The organism is Xanthobacter versatilis (assembly GCF_043193975.1).
Lineage (GTDB): Bacteria > Pseudomonadota > Alphaproteobacteria > Rhizobiales > Xanthobacteraceae > Xanthobacter > Xanthobacter autotrophicus_E.
Map to the genome: position 1 here is coordinate 67,294 of NZ_JBAFVB010000011.1, position 20,574 is coordinate 87,867.

The 20,574-nt window shown below is 69.5% G+C and carries 24 protein-coding genes; 17 read left to right on the forward strand and 7 right to left on the reverse strand.

Translation table 11 applies throughout. The features are described from left to right. Window positions 1-17: 17 nt before the first annotated feature. On the reverse strand, window positions 18-1,097 hold the full coding sequence (epmA, locus tag V5F66_RS18720) for an EF-P lysine aminoacylase EpmA (protein ID WP_394094476.1): 1,080 nt from the start codon (window positions 1,095-1,097) through the stop codon (window positions 18-20). A 142-nt stretch (window positions 1,098-1,239) separates the two neighbouring features. Here epmA and efp point away from each other — a divergent pair, with 142 nt between their 5' ends. Further along, window positions 1,240-1,809, forward strand: a complete 570-nt coding sequence (gene efp, locus V5F66_RS18725; RefSeq protein WP_012114551.1) for an elongation factor P — start codon at window positions 1,240-1,242, stop codon at window positions 1,807-1,809. A 192-nt stretch (window positions 1,810-2,001) separates the two neighbouring features. Further along, a complete protein-coding gene (locus tag V5F66_RS18730) occupies window positions 2,002-2,418 on the forward strand; it encodes a response regulator (protein ID WP_394094477.1) in 417 nt (138 codons plus the stop codon). A 128-nt stretch (window positions 2,419-2,546) separates the two neighbouring features. Here V5F66_RS18730 and grpE read toward each other — a convergent pair whose 3' ends face one another. Beyond that, window positions 2,547-3,200: a nucleotide exchange factor GrpE gene (grpE, locus tag V5F66_RS18735; protein WP_394053877.1), complete on the reverse strand. Its 654-nt coding sequence runs from the start codon at window positions 3,198-3,200 to the stop codon at window positions 2,547-2,549. Window positions 3,201-3,348: 148 nt separating this feature from the next. Further along, window positions 3,349-4,467 carry a heat-inducible transcriptional repressor HrcA gene (gene hrcA, locus V5F66_RS18740; RefSeq protein WP_392567246.1) on the reverse strand — a complete coding sequence of 373 codons (1,119 nt, stop codon included), beginning with the start codon at window positions 4,465-4,467 and terminating at the stop codon, window positions 3,349-3,351. Window positions 4,468-4,706: 239 nt separating this feature from the next. On the opposite strand from hrcA, the gene rph reads away from it, so the two are divergent. From rph to V5F66_RS18770, 6 genes are all read left to right on the forward strand, one after another. Next, window positions 4,707-5,420, forward strand: coding sequence for a ribonuclease PH (rph, locus tag V5F66_RS18745; RefSeq protein WP_012114555.1), 714 nt, complete (start codon window positions 4,707-4,709; stop codon window positions 5,418-5,420). After that, the gene (gene rdgB / locus V5F66_RS18750; protein WP_394094478.1) at window positions 5,420-6,055 is read left to right on the forward strand and encodes an RdgB/HAM1 family non-canonical purine NTP pyrophosphatase; all 636 of its coding nucleotides are present in this window, start codon (window positions 5,420-5,422) and stop codon (window positions 6,053-6,055) included. The genes rph and rdgB overlap by 1 nt, the downstream gene beginning before the upstream one ends. An 83-nt stretch (window positions 6,056-6,138) precedes the next feature. After that, complete coding sequence (hemW, locus tag V5F66_RS18755) at window positions 6,139-7,338, forward strand: radical SAM family heme chaperone HemW (protein WP_394094479.1); 1,200 nt, start codon at window positions 6,139-6,141, stop codon at window positions 7,336-7,338. Window positions 7,339-7,435: 97 nt separating this feature from the next. Then, a complete protein-coding gene (proC, locus tag V5F66_RS18760) occupies window positions 7,436-8,272 on the forward strand; it encodes a pyrroline-5-carboxylate reductase (RefSeq protein ID WP_394094480.1) in 837 nt (278 codons plus the stop codon). Window positions 8,273-8,368: 96 nt separating this feature from the next. After that, entirely contained in the window at window positions 8,369-9,046 is a 678-nt protein-coding gene (locus tag V5F66_RS18765; RefSeq protein ID WP_394094481.1) for a TetR/AcrR family transcriptional regulator, read from the forward strand. 1 nt (window position 9,047) lies between these two features. Beyond that, entirely contained in the window at window positions 9,048-9,548 is a 501-nt protein-coding gene (locus V5F66_RS18770; RefSeq protein WP_394094482.1) for a YaiI/YqxD family protein, read from the forward strand. A gap of 36 nt (window positions 9,549-9,584) precedes the next feature. Here V5F66_RS18770 and cowN read toward each other — a convergent pair whose 3' ends face one another. Both cowN and V5F66_RS18780 read right to left on the reverse strand, forming a co-directional pair. Then, entirely contained in the window at window positions 9,585-9,914 is a 330-nt protein-coding gene (gene cowN, locus V5F66_RS18775) for a N(2)-fixation sustaining protein CowN (RefSeq protein WP_394094483.1), read from the reverse strand. A 164-nt stretch (window positions 9,915-10,078) separates the two neighbouring features. Beyond that, entirely contained in the window at window positions 10,079-10,885 is an 807-nt protein-coding gene (locus V5F66_RS18780; protein ID WP_394007801.1) for a PAS domain-containing transcriptional regulator, read from the reverse strand. A 287-nt stretch (window positions 10,886-11,172) separates the two neighbouring features. Between V5F66_RS18780 and V5F66_RS18785 the strand changes: the two genes are divergently transcribed. From V5F66_RS18785 to der, 3 genes are all read left to right on the forward strand, one after another. Next, a complete protein-coding gene (locus V5F66_RS18785; protein WP_012114563.1) occupies window positions 11,173-11,886 on the forward strand; it encodes a tetratricopeptide repeat protein in 714 nt (237 codons plus the stop codon). Between the two features lie 10 nt (window positions 11,887-11,896). Next, window positions 11,897-12,154, forward strand: coding sequence for a hypothetical protein (locus tag V5F66_RS18790; protein ID WP_394094484.1), 258 nt, complete (start codon window positions 11,897-11,899; stop codon window positions 12,152-12,154). Between the two features lie 63 nt (window positions 12,155-12,217). Then, entirely contained in the window at window positions 12,218-13,594 is a 1,377-nt protein-coding gene (gene der / locus V5F66_RS18795) for a ribosome biogenesis GTPase Der (protein WP_394007799.1), read from the forward strand. Between the two features lie 176 nt (window positions 13,595-13,770). Here der and V5F66_RS18800 read toward each other — a convergent pair whose 3' ends face one another. Further along, window positions 13,771-14,271 carry a type III secretion system chaperone family protein gene (locus V5F66_RS18800; protein ID WP_012114566.1) on the reverse strand — a complete coding sequence of 167 codons (501 nt, stop codon included), beginning with the start codon at window positions 14,269-14,271 and terminating at the stop codon, window positions 13,771-13,773. A gap of 334 nt (window positions 14,272-14,605) precedes the next feature. Further along, window positions 14,606-14,932, reverse strand: a complete 327-nt coding sequence (locus V5F66_RS18805) for an accessory factor UbiK family protein (protein WP_012114567.1) — start codon at window positions 14,930-14,932, stop codon at window positions 14,606-14,608. Between the two features lie 252 nt (window positions 14,933-15,184). Here V5F66_RS18805 and lgt point away from each other — a divergent pair, with 252 nt between their 5' ends. The 6 genes from lgt to V5F66_RS18835 all read left to right on the forward strand — a co-directional run bounded on the left by lgt (window position 15,185) and on the right by V5F66_RS18835 (window position 20,536). Then, complete coding sequence (gene lgt, locus V5F66_RS18810; protein ID WP_394001650.1) at window positions 15,185-16,003, forward strand: prolipoprotein diacylglyceryl transferase; 819 nt, start codon at window positions 15,185-15,187, stop codon at window positions 16,001-16,003. After that, on the forward strand, window positions 16,000-17,106 hold the full coding sequence (locus tag V5F66_RS18815; RefSeq protein ID WP_394094485.1) for a class I SAM-dependent methyltransferase: 1,107 nt from the start codon (window positions 16,000-16,002) through the stop codon (window positions 17,104-17,106). Before lgt ends, V5F66_RS18815 begins: the two co-directional genes overlap by 4 nt. Before the next feature lie 10 nt (window positions 17,107-17,116). Beyond that, a complete protein-coding gene (pgeF, locus tag V5F66_RS18820) occupies window positions 17,117-17,884 on the forward strand; it encodes a peptidoglycan editing factor PgeF (protein ID WP_394094486.1) in 768 nt (255 codons plus the stop codon). A gap of 45 nt (window positions 17,885-17,929) precedes the next feature. After that, complete coding sequence (locus V5F66_RS18825; RefSeq protein WP_012114571.1) at window positions 17,930-18,481, forward strand: RBBP9/YdeN family alpha/beta hydrolase; 552 nt, start codon at window positions 17,930-17,932, stop codon at window positions 18,479-18,481. A gap of 188 nt (window positions 18,482-18,669) precedes the next feature. Beyond that, window positions 18,670-19,365 (forward strand): hypothetical protein, encoded by a 696-nt coding sequence (locus V5F66_RS18830; protein ID WP_394094487.1) that lies wholly within the window; start codon window positions 18,670-18,672, stop codon window positions 19,363-19,365. Window positions 19,366-19,582: 217 nt separating this feature from the next. After that, complete coding sequence (locus V5F66_RS18835; protein WP_394001489.1) at window positions 19,583-20,536, forward strand: ribose-phosphate pyrophosphokinase; 954 nt, start codon at window positions 19,583-19,585, stop codon at window positions 20,534-20,536. Window positions 20,537-20,574: the final 38 nt, after the last annotated feature.

Genomic DNA, 20,574 nt, shown 5'->3' on the forward strand with positions numbered 1-20,574 from the left:
CGGCGCCTGAGCTGGCATCAGCCCACCGGTGCCCACAGCACGTCCTCGATGCGACGCGCGCCGCTGGCCAGAACGGCGAGGCGGTCGAAGCCCAGGGCGCAGCCGCTCGCGGGCGGCATCGCCGCCAGAGCGGCCAGGAAATCGGCATCGATGGGATAGCGCTCGCCATAGAGCCGTTCTTTCTCGTCCATCTCCTCCTCGAAGCGCCGGCGCTGCTCGTCGGCGTCGGTCAGTTCGCCGAACGCATTGGCCAGTTCCAGCCCGCAGGCATAAAGCTCGAAGCGCTCGGCGAAGCGCGGATCCTCCGGCTTGGGCCGGGCCAGCGCCGCCTCGCTCACCGGATAGTCGCACAGCACCGTGGGCCGGCCCATGCCGAGCCGGGGCTCGATCTTTTCCACCAGCACCCGCGAGAAGATGTCCGCCCAGGTGTCGTCCGGCGCGGTGCGGATGCCGTGCGCCGCCGCCAGCTCGGCAAACGGCCTCGGATCGGGCCGCTCGCCGGGGGCGGGCAGCACCGTGGCCAGAGCCATGCCGGCGTGGCGCGCGAACGCCTCTTCCAGCGTCAGCCGCTCCGGCGCGGCGAAGGGGTCGCAGGTGTGTCCCCGCCAGGCGAAGGTCGACACCCCGCCGGCCTCGGCTGCACAGGCGAGAAGGCCGGCACAGTCGTCCATGAGCCGGGTATAGGGCGCACCGGCCCGATACCATTCCAGCAGGGTGAACTCGGGATGGTGGGCCATGCCGCGCTCCCGGTTGCGGAACACACGGGCGAACTCGAAGATCTGCTCTTCCCCCGCCGCCAGCAGCTTCTTGGCGGCGAATTCCGGCGACGTGCGCAGATAGAGCGTGCGCCGGGCACCGTCCGGGCCGATGAGGTCGGTGGCGAAGGCGTGCAGGTGCGCCTCGTTGCCGGGGGAGACCTGGAGCGCCGGCGTCTCCACCTCCATGAAGCCTTCGCCGGCGAGGCGGGCGCGGATCGCCGCCATCATGCGCCCGCGCGCCAGCAGGAAGGGGCGCCGGTCGGCGTGGACGGACGGGCTCCACCATGGACTGGGATTGGGGACCGGACTCGGGGGCGTGCCGGGCGTTGATACCGCCATGGGGCGCGAAATCCTTGTTGCGGCAGGGAGCCGGAGGCAGAAAGACGGGCACGAGACTGGTTTTGTGCGCCAAGATCGCTATGTTGCGCGCCGATAGATCAGGAGCGGCACGCCGCCGCACAAAGTTCGAGGAACACGCGACGTGGTCAAGGTCATCGCCAGCTCTCTGCGCAAAGGCAACGTGGTCGATATCGACGACAAGCTCTATGTGGTGCTCACCGCTGAAAATATTCATCCCGGCAAGGGCACGCCGGTCACCCAGCTCGACATGCGCCGCATCTCCGACGGGGTGAAGATCTCCGAGCGCTACCGCACCACCGAGCAGGTGGAGCGCGCCTTCGTGGAAGACCGCCCGCACACTTTCCTCTACGAGGATTCGGACGGCTACACCTTCATGAACCCTGAGAATTTCGATCAGGTGATCGTGACCAAGGACGTGATGGGCGACTCGGCGGTGTATCTGCAGGAGGGCATGGAATGCATGCTCTCCACCCATAACGGCGTTCCCATCGCCATCGAGCTGCCGGCGCGCGTGACGCTGGAGATCGTGGACACCGAGCCCACCGTGAAGGGCCAGACCGCCTCGTCCTCCTACAAGCCGGCCAAGCTTTCCAACGGCGTGCGCACCATGGTGCCGCCGCACATCTCCGCCGGCACCCGCGTGGTGATCATGACCGCCGACAACTCCTATGTGGAGCGGGCCAAGGACTGACCGGCAGGCCGACCCGGGACGGTCCCGCTGGGGCCGTCCTGCTCGGGTCCCGCCCGCTTGGCGGCCTCTCGCGCTCCCGCCTCGTCGCTCTGGTGCGTCGTTTCGCGGCCGCAGCATCCTGCGGAAGGAATGGAACTTTTCGCCAAGTCCATCCGTTGTCGCGGAAACGGGTGTCAGTCAGGGCGTATCGTTATGATCTTTTCGGGAAAGCGGGTTCTCGTCGTGGAAGACGAGTTTCTCGTCGCCTTAGGGCTGGAAGACAATCTGAGGTCGCTGGGCTGCACCGTGGTGGGCCCCATCGCGAGCCTCGCGGGCGCCATGGAAGTCGCCGCCCATGAACGGGTCGATGCTGCCATCCTCGACGTCAATCTGGCGGGGGAGGCGGTATATCCCGCCGCATCCATCCTCGCCGACCGGGGCATCCCCTTCATCTTCTGCTCGGGCTACACCGGCAGCGTGCGCATGCCGACGGAATTCGCCGACGCGCCGCGCGTCGCCAAGCCCTATACCAGCCGGGCCATCGCAGAGGCACTGTCGGACCTCCTGTCCAGCGGCCCGTCCGGAGAAACCATCCTGCACGGCCCGGCAAACGCCGCCAGCGAGATGTAACGGCCGCGCAGGATGCGCGGCCGGGATCTTCCGACTAAGGCTTGGCCAATCGGGCTGGACCAAAGGCCGTCGATCAAGGTGCTCCGGCCCTTCGTGTAGGCGACAATAACGGCGACAGGCCCAGAGGGTCAGGCCGCCCCGGCTTCCTTGTCCTTGCCGGATGTGGCCTCTGCCTTAGGTCCACCGCGGGCGACGCCCACCATGGCCGGACGCAGCACCCGCTCGCCGATGACGTAGCCGGACTGCACCACCTGCACCACCGTGCCCGACGGCACGCTCGGGTCGGGAACCTCGAACATGGCCTGGTGCAGGTTGGGGTCGAACTTCTGGCCCTTGGGCTCGATCTTGCGGATGCCGTGCTTTTCCAGCGCCTTGACGAGGCCGCGCTCGGTCAGCTCCAGCCCTTCCAAAAGGCCCTTCACGGCGCCGTCGGCGGTGGCCTTGGCTTCCTCGTCCACCGTGCCGAGGGCGCGGGCGAGGTCGTCGGCCACGTTCAGCACGTCGCGGGCGAAGGAGGCGATGCCGTAGGTCTTGGCGTCCACCACTTCCTTCTCGGCGCGGCGACGGATGTTCTCCGCCTCGGCGAAGGCGCGCAGGAACTTGTCCTTCAGGCTCGCGATCTCGGCTTCCAGGCGCTGCTTTTCCGCAGCGAAGTCGCCCCCGATCTCCTGGTCGGCGGTCGCGAGGGCTTCGGCCTCGGCGGTCGCTTCGTTGACGCCCGCGTTCACACCGTTTTCGCTTGCGTCGCCGCCGGTCTCGGGCGCGCGCTTCTGCTCGCTCATCCGGTTATCCCCTGCCATGAATGTCGCCCCCGCAGGGGCAAATGCCTAATGTCAACGCGGATATCGGGGCCACGGCGCCAAAAATCAAGACTGCGCGAGAACCGGCGCCGGACTGCCCCCGACAGTTTCGCCCGCCGGGCCGATCGGCTCAGGCGGCGTCCACCCCCGGCGCGCCGAGCACGCGGCTGACCAGCCGGGCGGTGAAATCCACCATGGGCACGATGCGCCCGTAATTGAGCCGGGTCGGGCCGATGACCCCGAGCACCCCCACCACCCGGCCCTGGCCATCGCGATAGGGCGCCACGATGGTGGAGGAGCCGGACAGCGAGAACAGCCGGTTCTCCGAGCCGATGAAGATGCGCAGGGCCTGCGCCTCCTCGGCCCGGCCCAAGAGGTCCACCACCTCGCGCTTGGTCTCCAGGTCGTCGAACAGCAGGCGGATGCGCTCCAGGTCCTCCAGCGCCCGCAGGTCCTCCAGCAGCTTGGCTTGTCCGCGCACGATGAGCTTGCGGTCGCCCGGCTCCTCGCCGGACCAGGAGGCGAGGCCGTCCTCCACCACCCGCGCGGTGAGGGCGTCGAGGTCGAGCCGCAGCTCGGCGAGCAGGTTCTCCATCTCGGCCCGCGCATCGCCGAGGGTGCGGCCGCGGATGCGGGCATTGAGGAAATTGGTGGCCTCGGTCAGCGCCGAGGTGGGCAGGCCCGGCGGCAAGGGCAGCACGCGGTTTTCCACCTGCCCATCCTCGGAGACGAGGATGACGAGGGCGCGGCCCGGCTCCAGCGGCACGAATTCCACATGCTTGAGACGCGGGTCGGTCTTGGTGGCGGTCACCACGCCGGCGCCACGGGCGAGGCCCGAGAGCATGGCGGAGGCTTCCTGCAGCACGCCTTCCACCGTGGTGGTCTTGGCGGCGGCCATCACCTGGGTCTCGATATTGGTGCGGTCGCGCTCGTTCACGTCGCCGATTTCCATCAGCGCGTCCACGAAGAAGCGCAGGCCGCGCTCGGTGGGCAGGCGGCCGGCGCTGGTGTGGGGGGCATAGATGAGGCCCGCCGTCTCCAAATCCGCCATCACGTTGCGAACGGAGGCCGGCGACAGGGTCATGGGGATGAGGCGCGACAGATTGCGCGAGCCCACCGGCTCGCCGGTGGCCAGGTAGCTTTCCACGATCTGGCGGAAGATCTCCCGCGCGCGCTGATCGATCTGCGCGAGGCCGCCGGTCGACAGGGGCTGGAACGGATCGAGCGCCACTGGATCACCGCTTTCCACTGAACCGGGACTGCCCCGGGACACGTATTATGTGTCCATCACGGGGGCACTGCACAAGCGCCGTCGCGCATCGGGAAGGGCTTTGCTTCCCTCGCGCCGTCCCTCGCAGGAACGGGCCCCGTACACGGGAGCTGTTCGCTCTTCGGCGTCTGCCGCATTTCCTTCACGCGAACCGGTCTCCACTTCGCTCGAAAATGCTCTAAAAGGGGCGCCCGATGACCAGACAAGAGGTAAGTCCCATGCGCCCCAGCAAGCGCGCCGCCGACGAGATGCGCGCGGTCTCCTTTGAACGGGGCGTGATGCGCCACGCGGAAGGCTCCTGCCTCGTGAAGTTCGGCGACACCCATGTGCTCGTCTCCGCCACGCTGGAAGAGCGCCTGCCGCCGTGGCTGAAGGGCCAGGGCCGGGGCTGGGTGACGGCGGAATATTCCATGCTGCCCCGTGCCACCCACGATCGCACGCGGCGCGAATCCACCACCGGCAAGCAGTCCGGCCGCACCCAGGAAATCCAGCGCCTGATCGGCCGGTCGCTGCGCTCGGTCACCGATCTCGTGGCCCTGGGCGAGAAGCAGATCACCCTCGACTGCGACGTGCTGCAGGCCGATGGCGGCACCCGCACCGCCGCCATCACCGGCGCCTGGATCGCGCTTTACGACTGCCTGAGCTGGATGCGTCAGCGCTCCATGGTCAAGGAGATCCCGCTCAAGGACCACGTGGCGGCGGTGTCCTGCGGCATCTACAACGGCACGCCGGTGCTCGACCTTGACTATGCCGAGGATTCGGTGGCCGAGACTGACGCCAATTTCGTCATGACCGGCACCGGCGGCATCGTCGAGATCCAGGGCACGGCGGAAAAGACCCCGTTCTCGCAGGACGAACTGCTGGGCCTTTTGTCCCTCGCCCGTTCCGGCGTGGAGAAGCTGGTGGGGCTGCAGAAGCTGGCGGTGGGCTGATGGACCATCGCATCCTCAAGGGCCGGCTCGTGGTGGCCACCCACAATCCCGGCAAGCTCATCGAGATGCGCATGCTGCTCGCCCCTCACGGGGTGGAGGCGGTCTCGGCCGGGGAATTGGGCCTCACCGAGCCGGAGGAGACGGAAGAAACCTTCTCCGGTAACGCCCGGCTGAAGGCGCAGGCGGCGGCTCAGGCGGCGAACCTGCCGGCCTTCGCCGACGATTCGGGCCTCGTCATCGATGCGCTGGGCGGCGCGCCGGGCATCCACACCGCCCGCTGGGCGGGGCCTGACCGGGACTTCGAGATGGCCATGGAGAAGGTCGAGGCTGAGCTGAAGAAGGTGGGCGCCATCGCCCCCGAGCAGCGCCGCGCCCGCTTCGTCTCCGCTTTGTGCCTGGCGTGGCCCGACGGGCACGTGGAGGAGTTCGAGGGCGTCGTGGAGGGCACCTTGGTGTGGCCGCCGCGCGGCGCCAAGGGCTTCGGCTACGACCCCATGTTCGTCCCGGAGGACTATCCCAAGACCTTCGCGGAGATGACAGCGGACGAGAAGCATTCCATGCCGCCCAAGGGCTTCGGCCTGTCGCACCGGGCGCGGGCCTTCCTGAAGCTGTCGCAGGCGTGTCTGGAGGGGTGAGCGAAGACTTGGATCAGGCTTCCTCCGATAGGACCAACGTGAACCCTCTCCCGCCTGAGGCCGAATCTGTTCGGCCTCAGGCCGTGGCAACCGAACTTGGCAACAGCCGAGTTTGGGCGGGAGAGGGAGCCTCGCCCGTACCCGACCCCGCAGGCTTCGGCGTCTATGTCCATTGGCCGTTCTGCAAGGCCAAGTGCCCCTATTGCGACTTCAACAGCCACGTGCGGCACGCCCCGCCGGATGAGGCGCGCTTCATCGCCGCCTTCCGCCGGGAGATCGCGCACATGCGTGCTTTGTCCGGCCCGAAGCAGGCGCAGACGGTGTTCTTCGGCGGCGGCACGCCCTCGCTCATGGCGCCGGGCACGGTTGCCGCCATTCTGGAGGCCATCGATGCCGCCTGGCCGCTGACCTCCGACGCCGAGGTGACGCTGGAGGCCAACCCCACCTCGGTGGAGGCGGAACGCTTCGCCGGCTATGGCGCGGCGGGGGTGAACCGGGTGTCGCTGGGGGTGCAGGCGCTGCATGACGCCGATTTGCAGGGCCTCGGCCGCATGCATTCGGTGGCCGAGGCGCTGGCGGCGGTGGCCATCGCCCGCCGGGCGTTCAGGCGGGTCTCCTTCGACCTCATCTATGCCCGCCCGCGCCAGACCCCCGAGGGCTGGGCGGCGGAGCTGAGGCGCGCCCTGGCCGAGGGCTGCGAGCATCTCTCCCTCTACCAGCTCACCATCGAGCCCGGCACGCCGTTCGAGCGGCTCTATGGCGCCGGCAAGCTGATCCTGCCGGACGACGACATCTCCCGCGCCCTGTGGGACGTGACGCAGGAGGTGACGGCTCAGGCCGGCCTGCCCGCCTACGAGGTCTCCAACCACGCCCGTCCCGGCGCGGAGGCGCGGCACAACCAGATCTATTGGCGCTACGGCACCTATGCCGGCATCGGCGCCGGCGCCCACGGCCGGCTGGTGGTGGACGGCACCCGCCGCGCCCTCTTCACCGAGCGTGCGCCGGAAGACTGGCTGACGCGGGTGGAGGCGCACGGGCACGGCATCGTCTCCGACGAGGCCCTGTCGGCGGCGGAGCAGGCGGACGAGATGCTGCTCATGGGCCTGCGCCTGAAGGAGGGCGTGGATCTTGCCCGCCATGTCCGCCTCGGCGGCCGGGTGGATGAGGCGCGCATCGCTGCTTTGGCGGCGGCGGGGTTCGTGACCCGCACCGGTGACCGGCTGGCGGTGACGCCCGCCGGCTTCCCGGTGCTCAATGCAGTGATCGCGCAACTGGCGCAGTGAGGCCGGCGCGGTTCACGCCTGCGGGGTCCCGGCGTTATAAGGCTGTCCGGTATCAAGGCGCGTTTGCCATGCGGCGCGCCGGTCCAACGAGGCGGAAATGAGCGAGAGCGTGCTGAAATCCCTGTCCGGTCCCGTGGTGCTGCTGGGCGCCGGAAAGATGGGCGGGGCCATGCTGGAGGGCTGGCTGAAGCTGGGCCTGCCCGCCGGCAAGGCCGTGGTGCTCGATCCGAACCTGCCGGCGGATGCCGCCGCCGCCCTGGCCGCGCGGGGCGTCGCCGTCAATCCCGCTCTCGCCGACATTCCGGCGCCGTCCGTGCTGCTGCTGGCGGTGAAGCCGCAGGTGGCGCCCGATGCGCTGCCGCCGCTGGCGCCGCTGGTGGGGGCGGGGACGCTGGTGGTCTCCATCATGGCCGGGCGCACGCTGGCCTTCATGTCCGCCATCTTCGGTGAGGGGGCGGCCATCGTCCGCTCCATTCCCAACACCCCGGCCGCCATCGGGCGAGGGGTGAGCGTCTGCGTGCCCGGGGCGAACGTGTCCTCGGCCCAGCGGGACCTTGCCAGCGCCCTGCTCGGTGCTATCGGCATCGTGGAATGGATCGACGACGAGGCGCTCATGGATGCCGCCACCGCCGTTTCCGGCTCCGGCCCCGCCTATGCGTTCCTGCTGGCGGAGGTGATGGCTGAAGCCGGCGCCGCCGCCGGCCTGCCGCCGGCGCTTGCCGCCCGCATCGCCCGCGCCACCGTGGCCGGGGCCGGGGCGCTCATGGACCAGTCGGACCTTCCCGCCGCCACCCTGCGCCAGAACGTCACCTCGCCGGGCGGCACCACCGCGGCGGCCCTTGGGGTTCTGATGAACGAGACCGCCGGTTTCGGCCCGCTGATGGTGGAAGCGGTCGCCGCCGCCACCAGAAGGGGCAAAGAATTGGCGGGCTAGAGCACGCGCCAAGCAGATTGCGAAGCAAGCGGATTGGATGACGCATTCTTCTTCTTAAGGTCCAAGGCGCGCCGTTCCCCATTGCGAGGAAAAGACATGACCTCCGAGACCACCCGCGACGCCTGCCTGCGCAGCTTCCTCGCCCTTCTGGCCGAGCGGCCGTTCGCGCGCATCGCCCTCGGCGACGTGGCGGAGCGCTGCGGCGTGTCGCTGGCGCAGATGCGCGCCTCCTTTGCCTCGCCCCTGGACCTGCTCGCCGCCTTCTTCCGCGCCACCGACCGGCACGTCTTGTCGGAAGGTGGGCCGGATGCGGAGGAGTTGGCGGGGGAGGGACCCAAGGAGCGCCTGTTCGAGGTGCTGATGCGCCGGCTCGACGCGCTGGAGCCCCACAAGGAGGCGGTGCGCTCGCTCAACCGCTCCGCCCGGCTCGATCCGCTGCTGGCCCTGCACCTGCTGCGCCTGTCGGAAGGCTCCCAGCGCTGGATGCTGGCGTCGGCTGGCATCGACTGCACCGGCCTTGCCGGCAGCATCCGGGCCAAGGGCCTCGCCGTGCTGTTCGCCCGCGTGCTGGGAGTGTGGCTGGAGGACGAGGATCCCGGCCTTGCCCGCACCATGGCCGCCCTCGACCAGGAATTGGCAAGAGGGGCCAAGCTGCTCGGCATGCTGGACGATGTGGCCTCTATCGCCGTCCCTTGGCGCAAGCGCCGGGGCTCGGCGGAATCCCGCGAGACCGCGCCTGAGGCCGCGCCCGCCGCAGGCGAGCCGGCGGCCTGACATGAGCCAAGTTTCGGTAAGGGATGCCCCCATCGCGCTCTATATCGACGCCGACGCCTGTCCGGTGAAGGAGGAGGCCTACAAGGTCGCCTTCCGCCACAGCCTGAAGGTGTTCGTAGTCGCCAACACCCCCATCGCGGTCCCGCGCCACCCGCTGGTGGAGCGGGTGACCGTGCCGTCGGGGCCGGACGCGGCCGACGACTTCATCGCCGGCCGGGCGATCCGCGGCGACGTGGTGGTGACCACCGACGTGCCGCTCGCCGCCCGCTGCGTCGCCGCCGGGGCGGATGTGATCGCCCCCAACGGCCGGCCCTTCACCCGCGATTCCATCGGCATGGCGCTGGCCACCCGCAACCTCATGGAGGACCTGCGCTCGGCCGGCGCGGTCACCGGCGGGCCGAAGCCCTTCGGCCCCCGCGACCGCTCGGCCTTCCTCTCGGCCCTGGATCTCGCCATCGTGCGGCTGAAGCGGGCGGGCTTTGCCAGCGGAACGCCGGGGTGATTGCGGGGCCGCCTGTTTGAATTTCCAAACTGGCCTTCAGAAACACTCCTCTTCCAGCGTCTTGAGGTCGGCGAGGGCGATCTCGTCTTCCTGCTCCTCGAACAGGTCGACCATGTAATAGACGTGGGAGTGAAGCAGTAGCAGCTTGTCGCAGATGGTGGCCGCGCCCGCTTCGGCGGCCTGAAGGCGCGCCTTGAAGCGGTCCCAGAAGGCGTTGCCGTGGGCCGGATCGTCGATATAGCGGTAGAGGTGCGCCAGCACCCGGCGCATGTTGCCCTCGAAATCGATGCCCTGGAAGGTCAGGTAGCGGTCGGGCTGTTCAAGCTCGAAATGCAGGGCCGGGAAGCCGGCGGTGGGATGGTCCATGTGTGTCCCCTTGTTCAGCGCCGGAGGGCGTCTTGAGGGGACGGTGCGCGGCGCAGGGGCGCCCTTCAACGGCCAAGGCGCGACCCACGGGGGTCCTGCATGAACGGCATCCCGGCTGCACGAACGGCATGCGCCGGCTCGCACAGGGGCGCTAAATGGGCGCGTCAAACCGCCAGAAGCCGGCGGATTGCCTCCACCTTGCCGCGGCTCACCGGCACGCGGGTCCGGGCGGTGTCGGCCATCACCAGATGCCAGGCGCCGTCCTCGCGGGTGGCGGCGCGCACATGGCGGATGTTGACCAGGTAGCGCCGATGGACGCGCACGAACAGCGCCGGGTCCAGCCGCCGCTCCAGGTCCGCCAGCGGGCGCGGGCAGAAGGCGGAGAAGCCGAGGGTGCGCGCCTCCGCATAATGCCCCTGGGCCACCAGGCACACCACCTCGTTGACATCGATGAGGCTGATGAGGTCGCCCTTGCCCTGCACCAGCGGCAGCTTCATGAGCGGGCACAGGGCCTTCATGGCCGCTTCCCCGGCGACTGCGAGGCCGTCCACCTGAACGTCGGCATCGTCCGCCTGCGAGCGTCCCATCACCGGGGCTTCCGCGAGCGCATGGATCATCATGCAGAAGCCTTCCACCGGTCCGTCCGGGGTCTCCTCCAGCCGGCTGATCTTGGCAATCAGGCTGCCCATGGCCGTGGTGACCACCAGCGACGAGGTGCCGTCCGCCGAGGTCCGCGCCCGCTCGATGAGGAAGGCGACCTTCTCCCGCGCCTCGTCGGGGTGGAGGGAGAGGATGTCCACGCCCGCCAGTCTCTGCCCCGGCGGGGCCAGGAGGCGCATGGCCACCGGGTTCACCGAGCGGATGGTGAGATCGGCATCGAGCAGCACCACGCCTACGGGGGTGCGCTGGAGGCGATATTCGAACGATTGGCCGGCCGGCGCGGGCGCGCGGGCGGCTGGTGTGTCGGCCATGGTCGGCTGTTCCCTGCCCGCATCGGGGCACCGGCAGCTTATACCATCGGCATGGGTCTTTGACCGATGCCGAGTAGGTCCGCTCAGGCGCCGCGCGGGCTTGACCAACGCTTCCGATGGTCGACCGGCCGATGCGCCGGCCGTCGGTGATAGATCGCCCCTGACCCGTCCCGGCGCATCGGCCGGCCAAAACGCCCTTAAAACGCCGCGTTTGCCACGATGAAGCCGCATGGATACTTTACGCGCCCTTTTGCCGGTGCGCCGGCCCATCGCAAGTCCCGGACCCCATGACCGATATTTTTCACGAGATCGAGGAAGACCTCCGGCGCGAGCGCCTGCGCAAGCTGTGGGACCGCTTCGGCGGGCTCATCATCGCTGCCATCGTGCTGGTGGTCGTCGGCGCGGCCGGGTGGAGCGGCTACAAATATTGGCGCCACCAGCAGGCGGTGACCGCCAGCGCCGCCTTCCAGTCCGCCATAAGCCTCTTCGACGCCGGCAAGTTCCCGGAGGCGGAGGCCGCCTTTGCGGCCGTCGCCAAAGACGGCCCGGCCGGCTACCGCACGCTGGCCCTGTTCCGGGGCGCGGCCGCCGCCGCCGCGCGGGACAAGGCAGCGGGCGTCGCCGCCTTCGACGCCATCGCCGCCGATGCCGGTCTGCCGTCGCTGGTGCGCGAGCTGGCGCAGCTGCGCGCCGCGCTGATTCTGGTGGATACGGCCGGCCTTGCCGAGGTGAAGCAGCGGGTGGCCGCCATCGCCGCCGGCACCGGGCCGCTGCGCAATGCCGCCCGCGAGGCGCTGGCGCTGGCGGAATTGAAGGCCGGCGATGCCGCCGCCGCCAACAAGACCGCCACCGAAATCACCTCCGACAGCGAGACCCCGCCCGGCGTGCGCTCGCGTGCGGAGCTGATCCGCCGCCTCACCGCCGGCGCCGCATCCGAGCCCGCCGCGCCCGAATCGGCTGCGCCCGCCCCCGCCGCTCCCGGCGGCGCGGCCACTCAATGAGGACCAGCCGATGACGAAAGACAGTCGCGTTTTCAGGTCGGTGAAGCTGGCGCTGGGCCTCGGTCTGGCGCTCGCTGCCACCGGCTGCGAGGCCCTCGACAAGTTCAACCCGTTCGACCAGCCGAAGAAGCCGCTCTCCGGCACCCGCCAGCCGGTGTTCCCCACCGGCGTTCCCGGCGTGGACTATGGCACGCCCCTCGGCCAGCCGAGCAATGCCAACGTGTCTGTCGACCAGCTTCCGCCGCCGCCCAAGAGCGGCCAGCAATAGCGCTGACCCCTTTCTCGACCTGACCGGCCGGACGTTCGCAAGCCTGGCCAAAGAGCCCATTTCATGACCTTTTCCCTGGCCATCGTCGGGCGTCCGAACGTCGGCAAGTCCACCCTCTTCAACCGCCTCGTGGGCAAGAAGCTCGCGCTGGTGGACGATCGCCCCGGCGTCACCCGCGACCGGCGGGAAGGGGATGCGCGCCTCGGCGACCTTTCCTTCCGCATCGTCGACACCGCCGGCCTCGAGGAGGCGGATGCCGCGAGCCTGGAAGGCCGCATGCGCGCCCAGACCGAGGCGGCCATCGGCCATGCCGACGCCATCCTGTTCATGATCGACGCGCGCATCGGCCTCACCCCCACCGACCGCGCCTTTGCGGACCTCGTGCGCAAGTGCGGCAAGCCGGTGATCCTGCTCGCCAACAAGAGCGAGGGGCGCGGCGGCGAGGCGGGGACCCTGGAAGCGTTCGCCCTCGGCCTCGGCACGCCGCTGCCGTTCTCCGCCGAGCATGGCGAGGGCCTCTCCGACCTCTACGACGCCATCTGCGACGCCCTGCCCGAGCAGACCCGGCCCGAGCCGGAGGAAGACGAGGACGCCGACACCGACTTTGTGGAGGAAGAGGCCGACGACAAGCCGCGCCGTCCCATCAAGGTGACGGTGCTGGGCCGGCCCAATGCCGGCAAGTCCACCCTCATCAACCGCCTTCTGGGCGAGGACCGGCTGCTCACCGGTCCGGAAGCCGGCATCACCCGCGATTCCATCTCCGTGGAAGTCACCTATGCGGGCACCAAGCTGGAGGTGTTCGACACCGCCGGCCTGCGCAAGCGCGCGCGCATCGAGGACAAGCTGGAGAAGCTCTCCGCCGCCGATGCCCTGCGCGCCATGAAATTCGCCGAGGTGGTGGTGCTGCTGGTGGATGCCACCCACCCCTTCGAGGAGCAGGACCTGCGCATCGCCGACCTGGTGGCGCGGGAGGGGCGGGCCCTCGTCATCGGCTACAACAAGTCGGATCTCGTCGCCCGCGGCGGCCTCATCACCCGCCTGCGCGAGGATGTGGACCGGCTGCTGCCGCAGGTGAAGGGCGTGCCCATCGTGCCGGTGTCGGGGCTCATGGGCCACGGGCTGGACAAGCTGGTGGCCGCCATATCCTCCGCCCACAAGGTGTGGAACAAGCGCGTCGCCACCAATCCGCTGAACCGCTTCCTGCAGCAGGTGACCGACAACCATCCGCCGCCGGCGGTGTCGGGCCGGCGCATCAAGCTGCGCTACATGACCCAGCCCAAGGCGCGGCCGCCGTCCTTCGTGCTGTTCTGCTCGCGCACCGATGCAGTGCCGGAGAGCTATATCCGCTATCTGGTGAACGGCCTGCGCGAGACCTTCGACCTGCCGGGCGTGCCGATCCGCCTGACGCTGCGGGAGAAGGGCAATCCCTACGCCGATTGACCCTGCGCAAGGGGTCATCCCACGCAGAAACCCCCGTCGCGGATTGCGCGCGGGGTGGGCTGCTCCGGGCCTGAGTGGCCTTCTATTCCGTAACGTAAAGATCGGGCGATAGCCGGCGGGAGGTCCGCGCCGGCTATCGGGATCAGGCTTCGTCCCAGATCAAGCCTCGCCCCAGATCAAGCCTCGCCCACGGTGTCGAACAGGGCGGTTTCCATGGCTTCCTTGGCGGTCTTGCCGGCCCAGACCACGAACTGGAACGCGGGATAATACCGCTCCACCGCGTCGAGGGCGGCGTCCAGGATGGCCGCGCACTGCCGGTCCGAGGCGGTAGCACCGCCCGCCAGCACCAGAGCGTAGCGGAACATGATGACGTTTTCCTGCGACCAGATGTCGAAATGGCCAAGCCACATCTGCTCGTTGACCAGGGACAGCAGCTTCAGCACCTCGGCGCGGCGGCCGTCGGGCACCTTGAAGTCGAAGGCACAGGCGATGTGCAGGGATTCCAGCTCGTCCATCCACTGGAACGAGACGTGGCAGTCGGTCCAGCGGCTGGTGAGCGAGAGGGTGATCTCGTCCTCGTCGGAACGCTCGAACGACCAGTCATTGAGGGCAGCGAGCTGCTCCACAAGATCTACGGGGTTCGCCGGTGCATCGGCTTCGATGTCGATGAGAGACATGGCCTCGACCTCGCGGTGTGAGGAACGCGGATAGGGTCGAACGCGGCACTTGGCGCAATCAGGCCATTTGGCGAACGAGGCCACGTGGCATGCGCGTCACGGCGTGCCGGGCGGAGGCCCACTGAGGTGATACCCCAAGACGGGTCATTCCCCAAATCGGACCTCCTGGCGAGCTGCGCCCCGTCGTACGCCTGATACGACGAACCGGCTCCGAATCGCCATGAAAATCAGTATATCGCGGGTAAAGATTTCCCCGCTACGACAGATTGTATCCCGTCTGGCCCGAGACCACGGCTTTTTTGCGGTGCGGCAGGCCGAGACGTTTCGCCGCCGGTCAGGCCGGGTTTCCCGATACCGTGCTGTCGGGCGGGGCGGCGGGGCCGCTGTGGCCGGCGGGCGTGGGATGGGTGTGGGCCAGCAGGGCAGCCTCCAGCCGCAGCACGCGGGCAGCGAGGGCCTCGCTCTCGGCGCGGGCGGCGGCGGCGAGGTCCTTCACCGCGTCGAATTCCTCGCGCTTGACGAGGTCCATGTCGCGCAGAAAGCGCTCCATCTGGGCCTTCATGGCGGTCTCGGCCTCGCGGCGCACGCCCTGGGCGACCCCCGCGGCGTCGTTCACGAGACGCGCCATCTCGTCGAAAATGCGGCCGGTGGTCTGGGTCATGAATGCCTCCTCGCGTGCGTCGCGCTCAACGGCGAACATGGCGAGGTGCGCGCGCGGGTGCAAGTGCGGAGCAGGTCGGCGGGGTGGGTGCGCGGCGGCGCCGCACCCGAAAGCGGCGCGGCCGCCGTCTTTTTGCCGTTCCGGGGCGGATGGGTTCGGCGGCGTCGGCCCCATGCGTGGGCCGGCTTGACGGCGCAGCCCCCGGCGCGGCACATGACGGCGCTCGCTGCGGTAGTGCATTCCGGGGATCAGATGCCGACCTTCGCCCTGCCTTTCCCGGCCATAGACCCGGTCCTGGTCCAGCTCGGCCCGCTCGCCATCCGCTGGTATGCCCTTGCCTATATCGCCGGCCTCGTCCTCGGCTGGCTGCTGGCGCGGGCGCTGGTGGCGCGCCCTGCCTTGTGGGGCGGCACCTCGCCCATGACGCCGCAGGACCTCGACGACGCTTTGTTCTGGGCGACGCTGGGCGTCATCCTGGGCGGGCGGCTCGGCTATGTGCTGTTCTACAACCCGGCCTATTTCGCCGCGAACCCGCAGGACATCGTGGCGGTGTGGAAGGGCGGTATGTCCTTTCACGGCGGGCTGGCCGGCACGCTGGTGGCCCTCGTCCTGTTCGCCCGGTCACGCGGCATCCGGGTCATGTCGCTGCTGGACGTGTCCGGCGTGGTGGCGCCCCTCGGCCTGTTTTTCGGCAGGCTTGCCAATTTCATCAATGGCGAGCTGTGGGGCCGGCCGGCGGACGTGCCGTGGGCCATCGTCTTCCCCCATGGCGGGCCCGAACCGCGCCATCCCAGCCAGCTTTACGAGGCGGCGCTGGAAGGCATCGTGCTGTTCCTCATCATGCTTCTCGTGGTGCGCCTCGGCGGGCTGAAGCGGCCGGGGGTGGCCGCCGGCATCTTCGGTATCGGCTACGGTGTTTCCCGCATCATCGGTGAGTTCTTCCGCGAGCCGGACGTGCAGCTCGGCTACCTCGCCTTCGGCACCACCATGGGCATGTGGCTGTCGGTGCCGCTGGTCGTCGCCGGCGCCGGCCTTCTGCTCTACGCCCTGAAGCGCAAGCCGGCCGCGTGAGCTCGCCCCTTTCCAAGGAGATCGCCGCCCTCATCGCCGCCGAGGGGCCGATGCCGCTTAGCCGCTACATGGCCCTGTGCCTCGGCCATCCCCGCTACGGCTATTACATGACGCGCGATCCCCTGGGCGCGCGGGGCGATTTCACCACCGCCCCCGAGATCAGCCAGATGTTCGGGGAATTGCTGGGCCTGTGGGCGGTGGCCCAGTGGCAGCAGATGGGATCGCCCGGCGGGTTCGCTCTGGTGGAGCTTGGCCCCGGACGCGGCACCCTGATGGCCGATGCCCTGCGCGCGGCCCGGCTGGTGCCGGATTTCGGCGCGGCGGCGCGCATCCATCTGGTGGAGACGAGCCCGGTGCTGCGGGCGGCGCAGGCGCGCACGCTGGTCGCCCATGCGGACCGTGTGTCCTGGCACGACCGCGTAGAGGAGGTGCCGGACGGCCCGGCGCTGGTGCTTGCGAATGAGTTCTTCGACGCCCTGCCCATCGACCAATATGTCTTCCACGCCGGCCATTGGCATGAGCGGCGGGTGGGCCTTGATGATGGAGGCCGGCTCGTCCTCGGCCTTGATCCCGCCCCGTCGCGGGCCGCTCCCGCCTTCGCCGCCCATCTGCCGCCGCCCGCCGAGGGGGTGGTGCTGGAGCATCTGGAGAGCGGCCCGGCGCGGGCGCTGTCCGAGCGGCTGAAGACGCAGGGCGGGGCGGCGCTCATCATCGATTACGGCCATGCCGGCGGCTATGGCGACACCTTCCAGGCGCTGGAGCAGCATCGCTTCGCCGATCCCCTGGCGGCGCCGGGGAACGCCGACCTCACCGCCCATGTGGATTTTTCGGCGCTGGCCCGCATCGGCCGCGCGGCGGGGCTGCGCGCCTTCGGGCCGCTGGAGCAGGGGGCGTTCCTGGCCCGCCTGGGTCTGGCCCAGCGCGCCGAGCGGCTGAAGCGCGATGCGACGGACGAGCTCCGCGCCGGCGTGGATGCGGCCGCGCGCCGGCTGGCGGGGGACGGGGCAGGGGAGATGGGGCGTCTGTTCAAGGTGCTCGTCCTCGCCCATCCTGAAATCGGGCTGCCGCCCGCGTTCGATTCGACCGAGGAATGGGTGCGATGAGGTGTGCGTCATGAAGATCGAGGCCCCCTCGCTCAAGGCCCTGCCCGGCATCCGCCACGCCTTCTTCACCCGGCAGGGCGGGGTCTCGACCGGCCTTTATGCGAGCCTCAACGGCGGCATGGGCTCCAATGACGATCCGGCCGCCGTGGCGCAGAACCGCGCTCGCATGGCGCAGGAGATCGGCATCGCGCCGGAAGCGCTGCTGGCCCTGTGGCAGGTGCATTCGGCCGATCCGGTGCTGGCCACCCAGCCCTGGACCCGCGAGGACGCGCCCAAGGCAGACGCCATAGTCACCACCACGGCGGGCCTCGGCGCGGCGGTGGCGGTGGCCGATTGTGGCCCGATCCTGTTCGCCGATCCCGATGCCCGCGTGGTGGCCGCCGCCCATTCCGGCTGGAAGGGCGCGGTCTCGGGCATCATCGGCGCCACGGTGGCGCTGATGGAGCAGCAGGGGGCGAAGCGGGGCAACATCCGCGCCGTCATCGGCCCGCTCATCCGCCAGCCGAGCTACGAGGTGGGGGAGGATTTCGTTGCCCGCCTCCTTGCCGAGGACAAGGGCTTCGCCCGTTTCTTCGCGCCGGCGGACCGGGCCCACCATGCCCTGTTCGACCTACCGGGCTTCATCCGCCTGCGGCTGGAGCAGGCGGGGGTGGGCTTCATCGAGGACCTGGGCCTTGATACCTATGCGGACGAGGCCCGCTTCTTCTCCTATCGCCGCACCACCCACCGCAGGGAAGCCGATTACGGCCGGCTGATCGCCGCCATCTCCCTGGCCTGAAACCGCCGCCTGAAACCGCCGCCTGACCCTGCCCGGACTGACCGCATGCGCTCCACCGATGCCACCCTTCTCATCGTGCCCGGCTGGCAGGGCTCGGGCCCCGACCACTGGCAGAGCCGGTGGGAGCGCAGCCTGTCCTCCGCCCGCCGGGTGGAGCAGGCGAACTGGGACCGGCCCGACCGGGAGGACTGGCCGCGCCGCCTCGCCGCGGCGGTTGCGGCGGCTGACAAGCCGGTGGTGGTGGTCGCCCATTCCCTCGGCGTGCCGACCCTGCTCCATGCCGCGCCGCTTCTGCCGGTGGGGAAGGTGAGGGGCGCCTTCCTGGTGGCGCCTCCCGATCTTGATGTGGCCGAACTCGACCCGATGGTGGCGAACTTCGGCCCCATGCCGACGGCGCCGCTACCCTTTCCCTCCGTGCTGGTGGCGAGCCGCACCGACCCCTATTGCAGCTACGCGCGGGCGGAGGGGTTCGCCCTCGACTGGGGCTCCGCCCTCGTCGATGCGGGCGATGCCGGCCATATCAATGCGGACGCCGGCTACGGGCCATGGCCGGAAGGCTCCATGCGCCTGCTCGGCCTGCTCCAGTCGCTGAAATAAGGGCGGGGCGGCGATCTTTACCAAAGCTTAGAACTTTCTCGGTGCCTGGACGGGGCCCGTCCGGGGGGCGCCTTCCCTTGAGTTTGCTGGATTTCGCGCTTCCGTTAACCGCGGCTTAACCGTTTTTCTGGACCCGGCCCCCGTTTCCCGCTACGCCTTCGGTGACGCGACAAGCACCGGGAGCCACCATGCGGGGATACGAGGCAGAAGCCGTTCCGGAGGTGCGTGCGCACCGGCCGTTCGTCTTTTCCGCCAGCCGGTCCCGGACCCTGGCACGCGTTGCCGGCCTCTCCCTGTGCATCGCGCTGGGCGCCTGCCAGACCGACGGCTCCGGCATGGCCTCCTCAGGCAATCGCGCCCTCGCCTTCGACACCATCGACGGCCCGCCCCCCGCCACCTTCGACAAGCTGGTGGGCCAGCTCTCCAGCGAGGCGCAGGACCGCAAGGTCGCCGTAGTCTCCCGCAGCACCAGTGCGGCTTATCGCGTGAAGGGTTACCTCGCCCTGCACGTGGACAAGGGCAAGGCCACCGTCTCCTACGCCTGGGACGTGTACGACCAGAACCAGACCCGCGTCGCCCGCGTCGCCGGCGAGGAGCCTGCCGGCAGGGTGAAGGGCGGCCTCACCAACGGCTGGGCGGCCTGCGACGACGCGGTGCTTTCCCGCGTCGCCAACCGCTCCATGGCGAGCCTCGCCGAGACCCTCGGGGTCGGCGGCGCGCCGCAGGCGGTGTCCCAACCGGCGACGGCTGTCGCGGCTTCCGCTCCCGCCGAGGCTCCGGCTGCCGAGTCTCCCGCCGCCGAGCCGGCCCCGCGCGATCCCACGGGTGTGCCCGTCGCCGCGCTCTCTGCGCCTTCCGCAGCCCTGGCATACGCCGGCAACTGACACCGGCGCGCCACAGGCGGCCACATCGCCCGGAAATCCTTTTCCTCCAAGGCTGCGCAGGCCTGCCCCCGCCCTCGCGCGGCGGATTCCTGCCGATCCGGCACGGTACCGGCGCATTCGCCGATGCCTTGGGGCCTTTACAAGATTGTGACGGCCCGCCTATCAGAACGCCTCAAGCTTTCGATCAGCTCCCGGCCGGACCGGGGCGGAGCGACCCATGTCAGCGGAGAACGGTCCCATGAAGCTCGTCGCGGGCAACTCAAACCGCGCGCTCGCTGAAGCCATCGCCGCTTATCTCGCCACCCCGCTGACCAAGGCGGTGGTGCGACGCTTCGCGGACATGGAAATCTTCGTCGAGATCCAGGAAAACGTGCGCGGGCAGGATGTGTTCGTGGTGCAGTCCACGGCCTTTCCGGCGAACGACCACCTGATGGAGCTGCTCATCATCATCGATGCGCTGCGGCGGGCCTCGTCCAAGCGCATCACGGCGGTGCTGCCCTATTTCGGCTACGCCCGGCAGGACCGCAAGCCCGGCCCGCGCACGCCGATCTCCGCCAAGCTGGTGGCCAACCTCATCACCCATGCCGGCGCCGACCGGGTGATGACGCTGGACCTGCATGCAGGCCAGATCCAGGGCTTCTTCGACATCCCCACCGACAATCTCTATTCGGCCCCGGTGATGGTGCGCGACATCAAGGAGCGGTTCGACCTCTCCAACGTCATGGTGGTTTCGCCGGACGTGGGCGGCGTGGTCCGCGCCCGGGCGCTGGCCAAGCGCATCGACGCCCAGCTCGCCATCGTCGACAAGCGCCGCGAGCGCCCCGGCGAGAGCGAGGTGATGAACGTCATCGGCAATGTGGAAGGCCGCTCCTGCATCCTGGTGGACGACATCGTCGATTCGGGTGGCACACTGGTGAACGCGGCCGAGGCGCTGCTGGCCCGCGGCGCCAAGGAAGTGCACGCCTACATCACCCATGGTGTGCTGTCGGGCGGGGCGGTGGCGCGCATCACCGCGTCCAAGCTCAAGGAACTGGTGATCACCGATTCGATCCAGCCCACCGAGGCGGTGCGGGTGGCCCGCAACATCCGCGTGCTCTCCATCGCCACCCTCATCGGCGAGGCCATCGCCCGCACGGCCCACGAAGAATCGGTCTCCAGCCTGTTCGACTGAGGCCAAGGCCAAACTCTGACCAAATCTGGAAGAGCGCG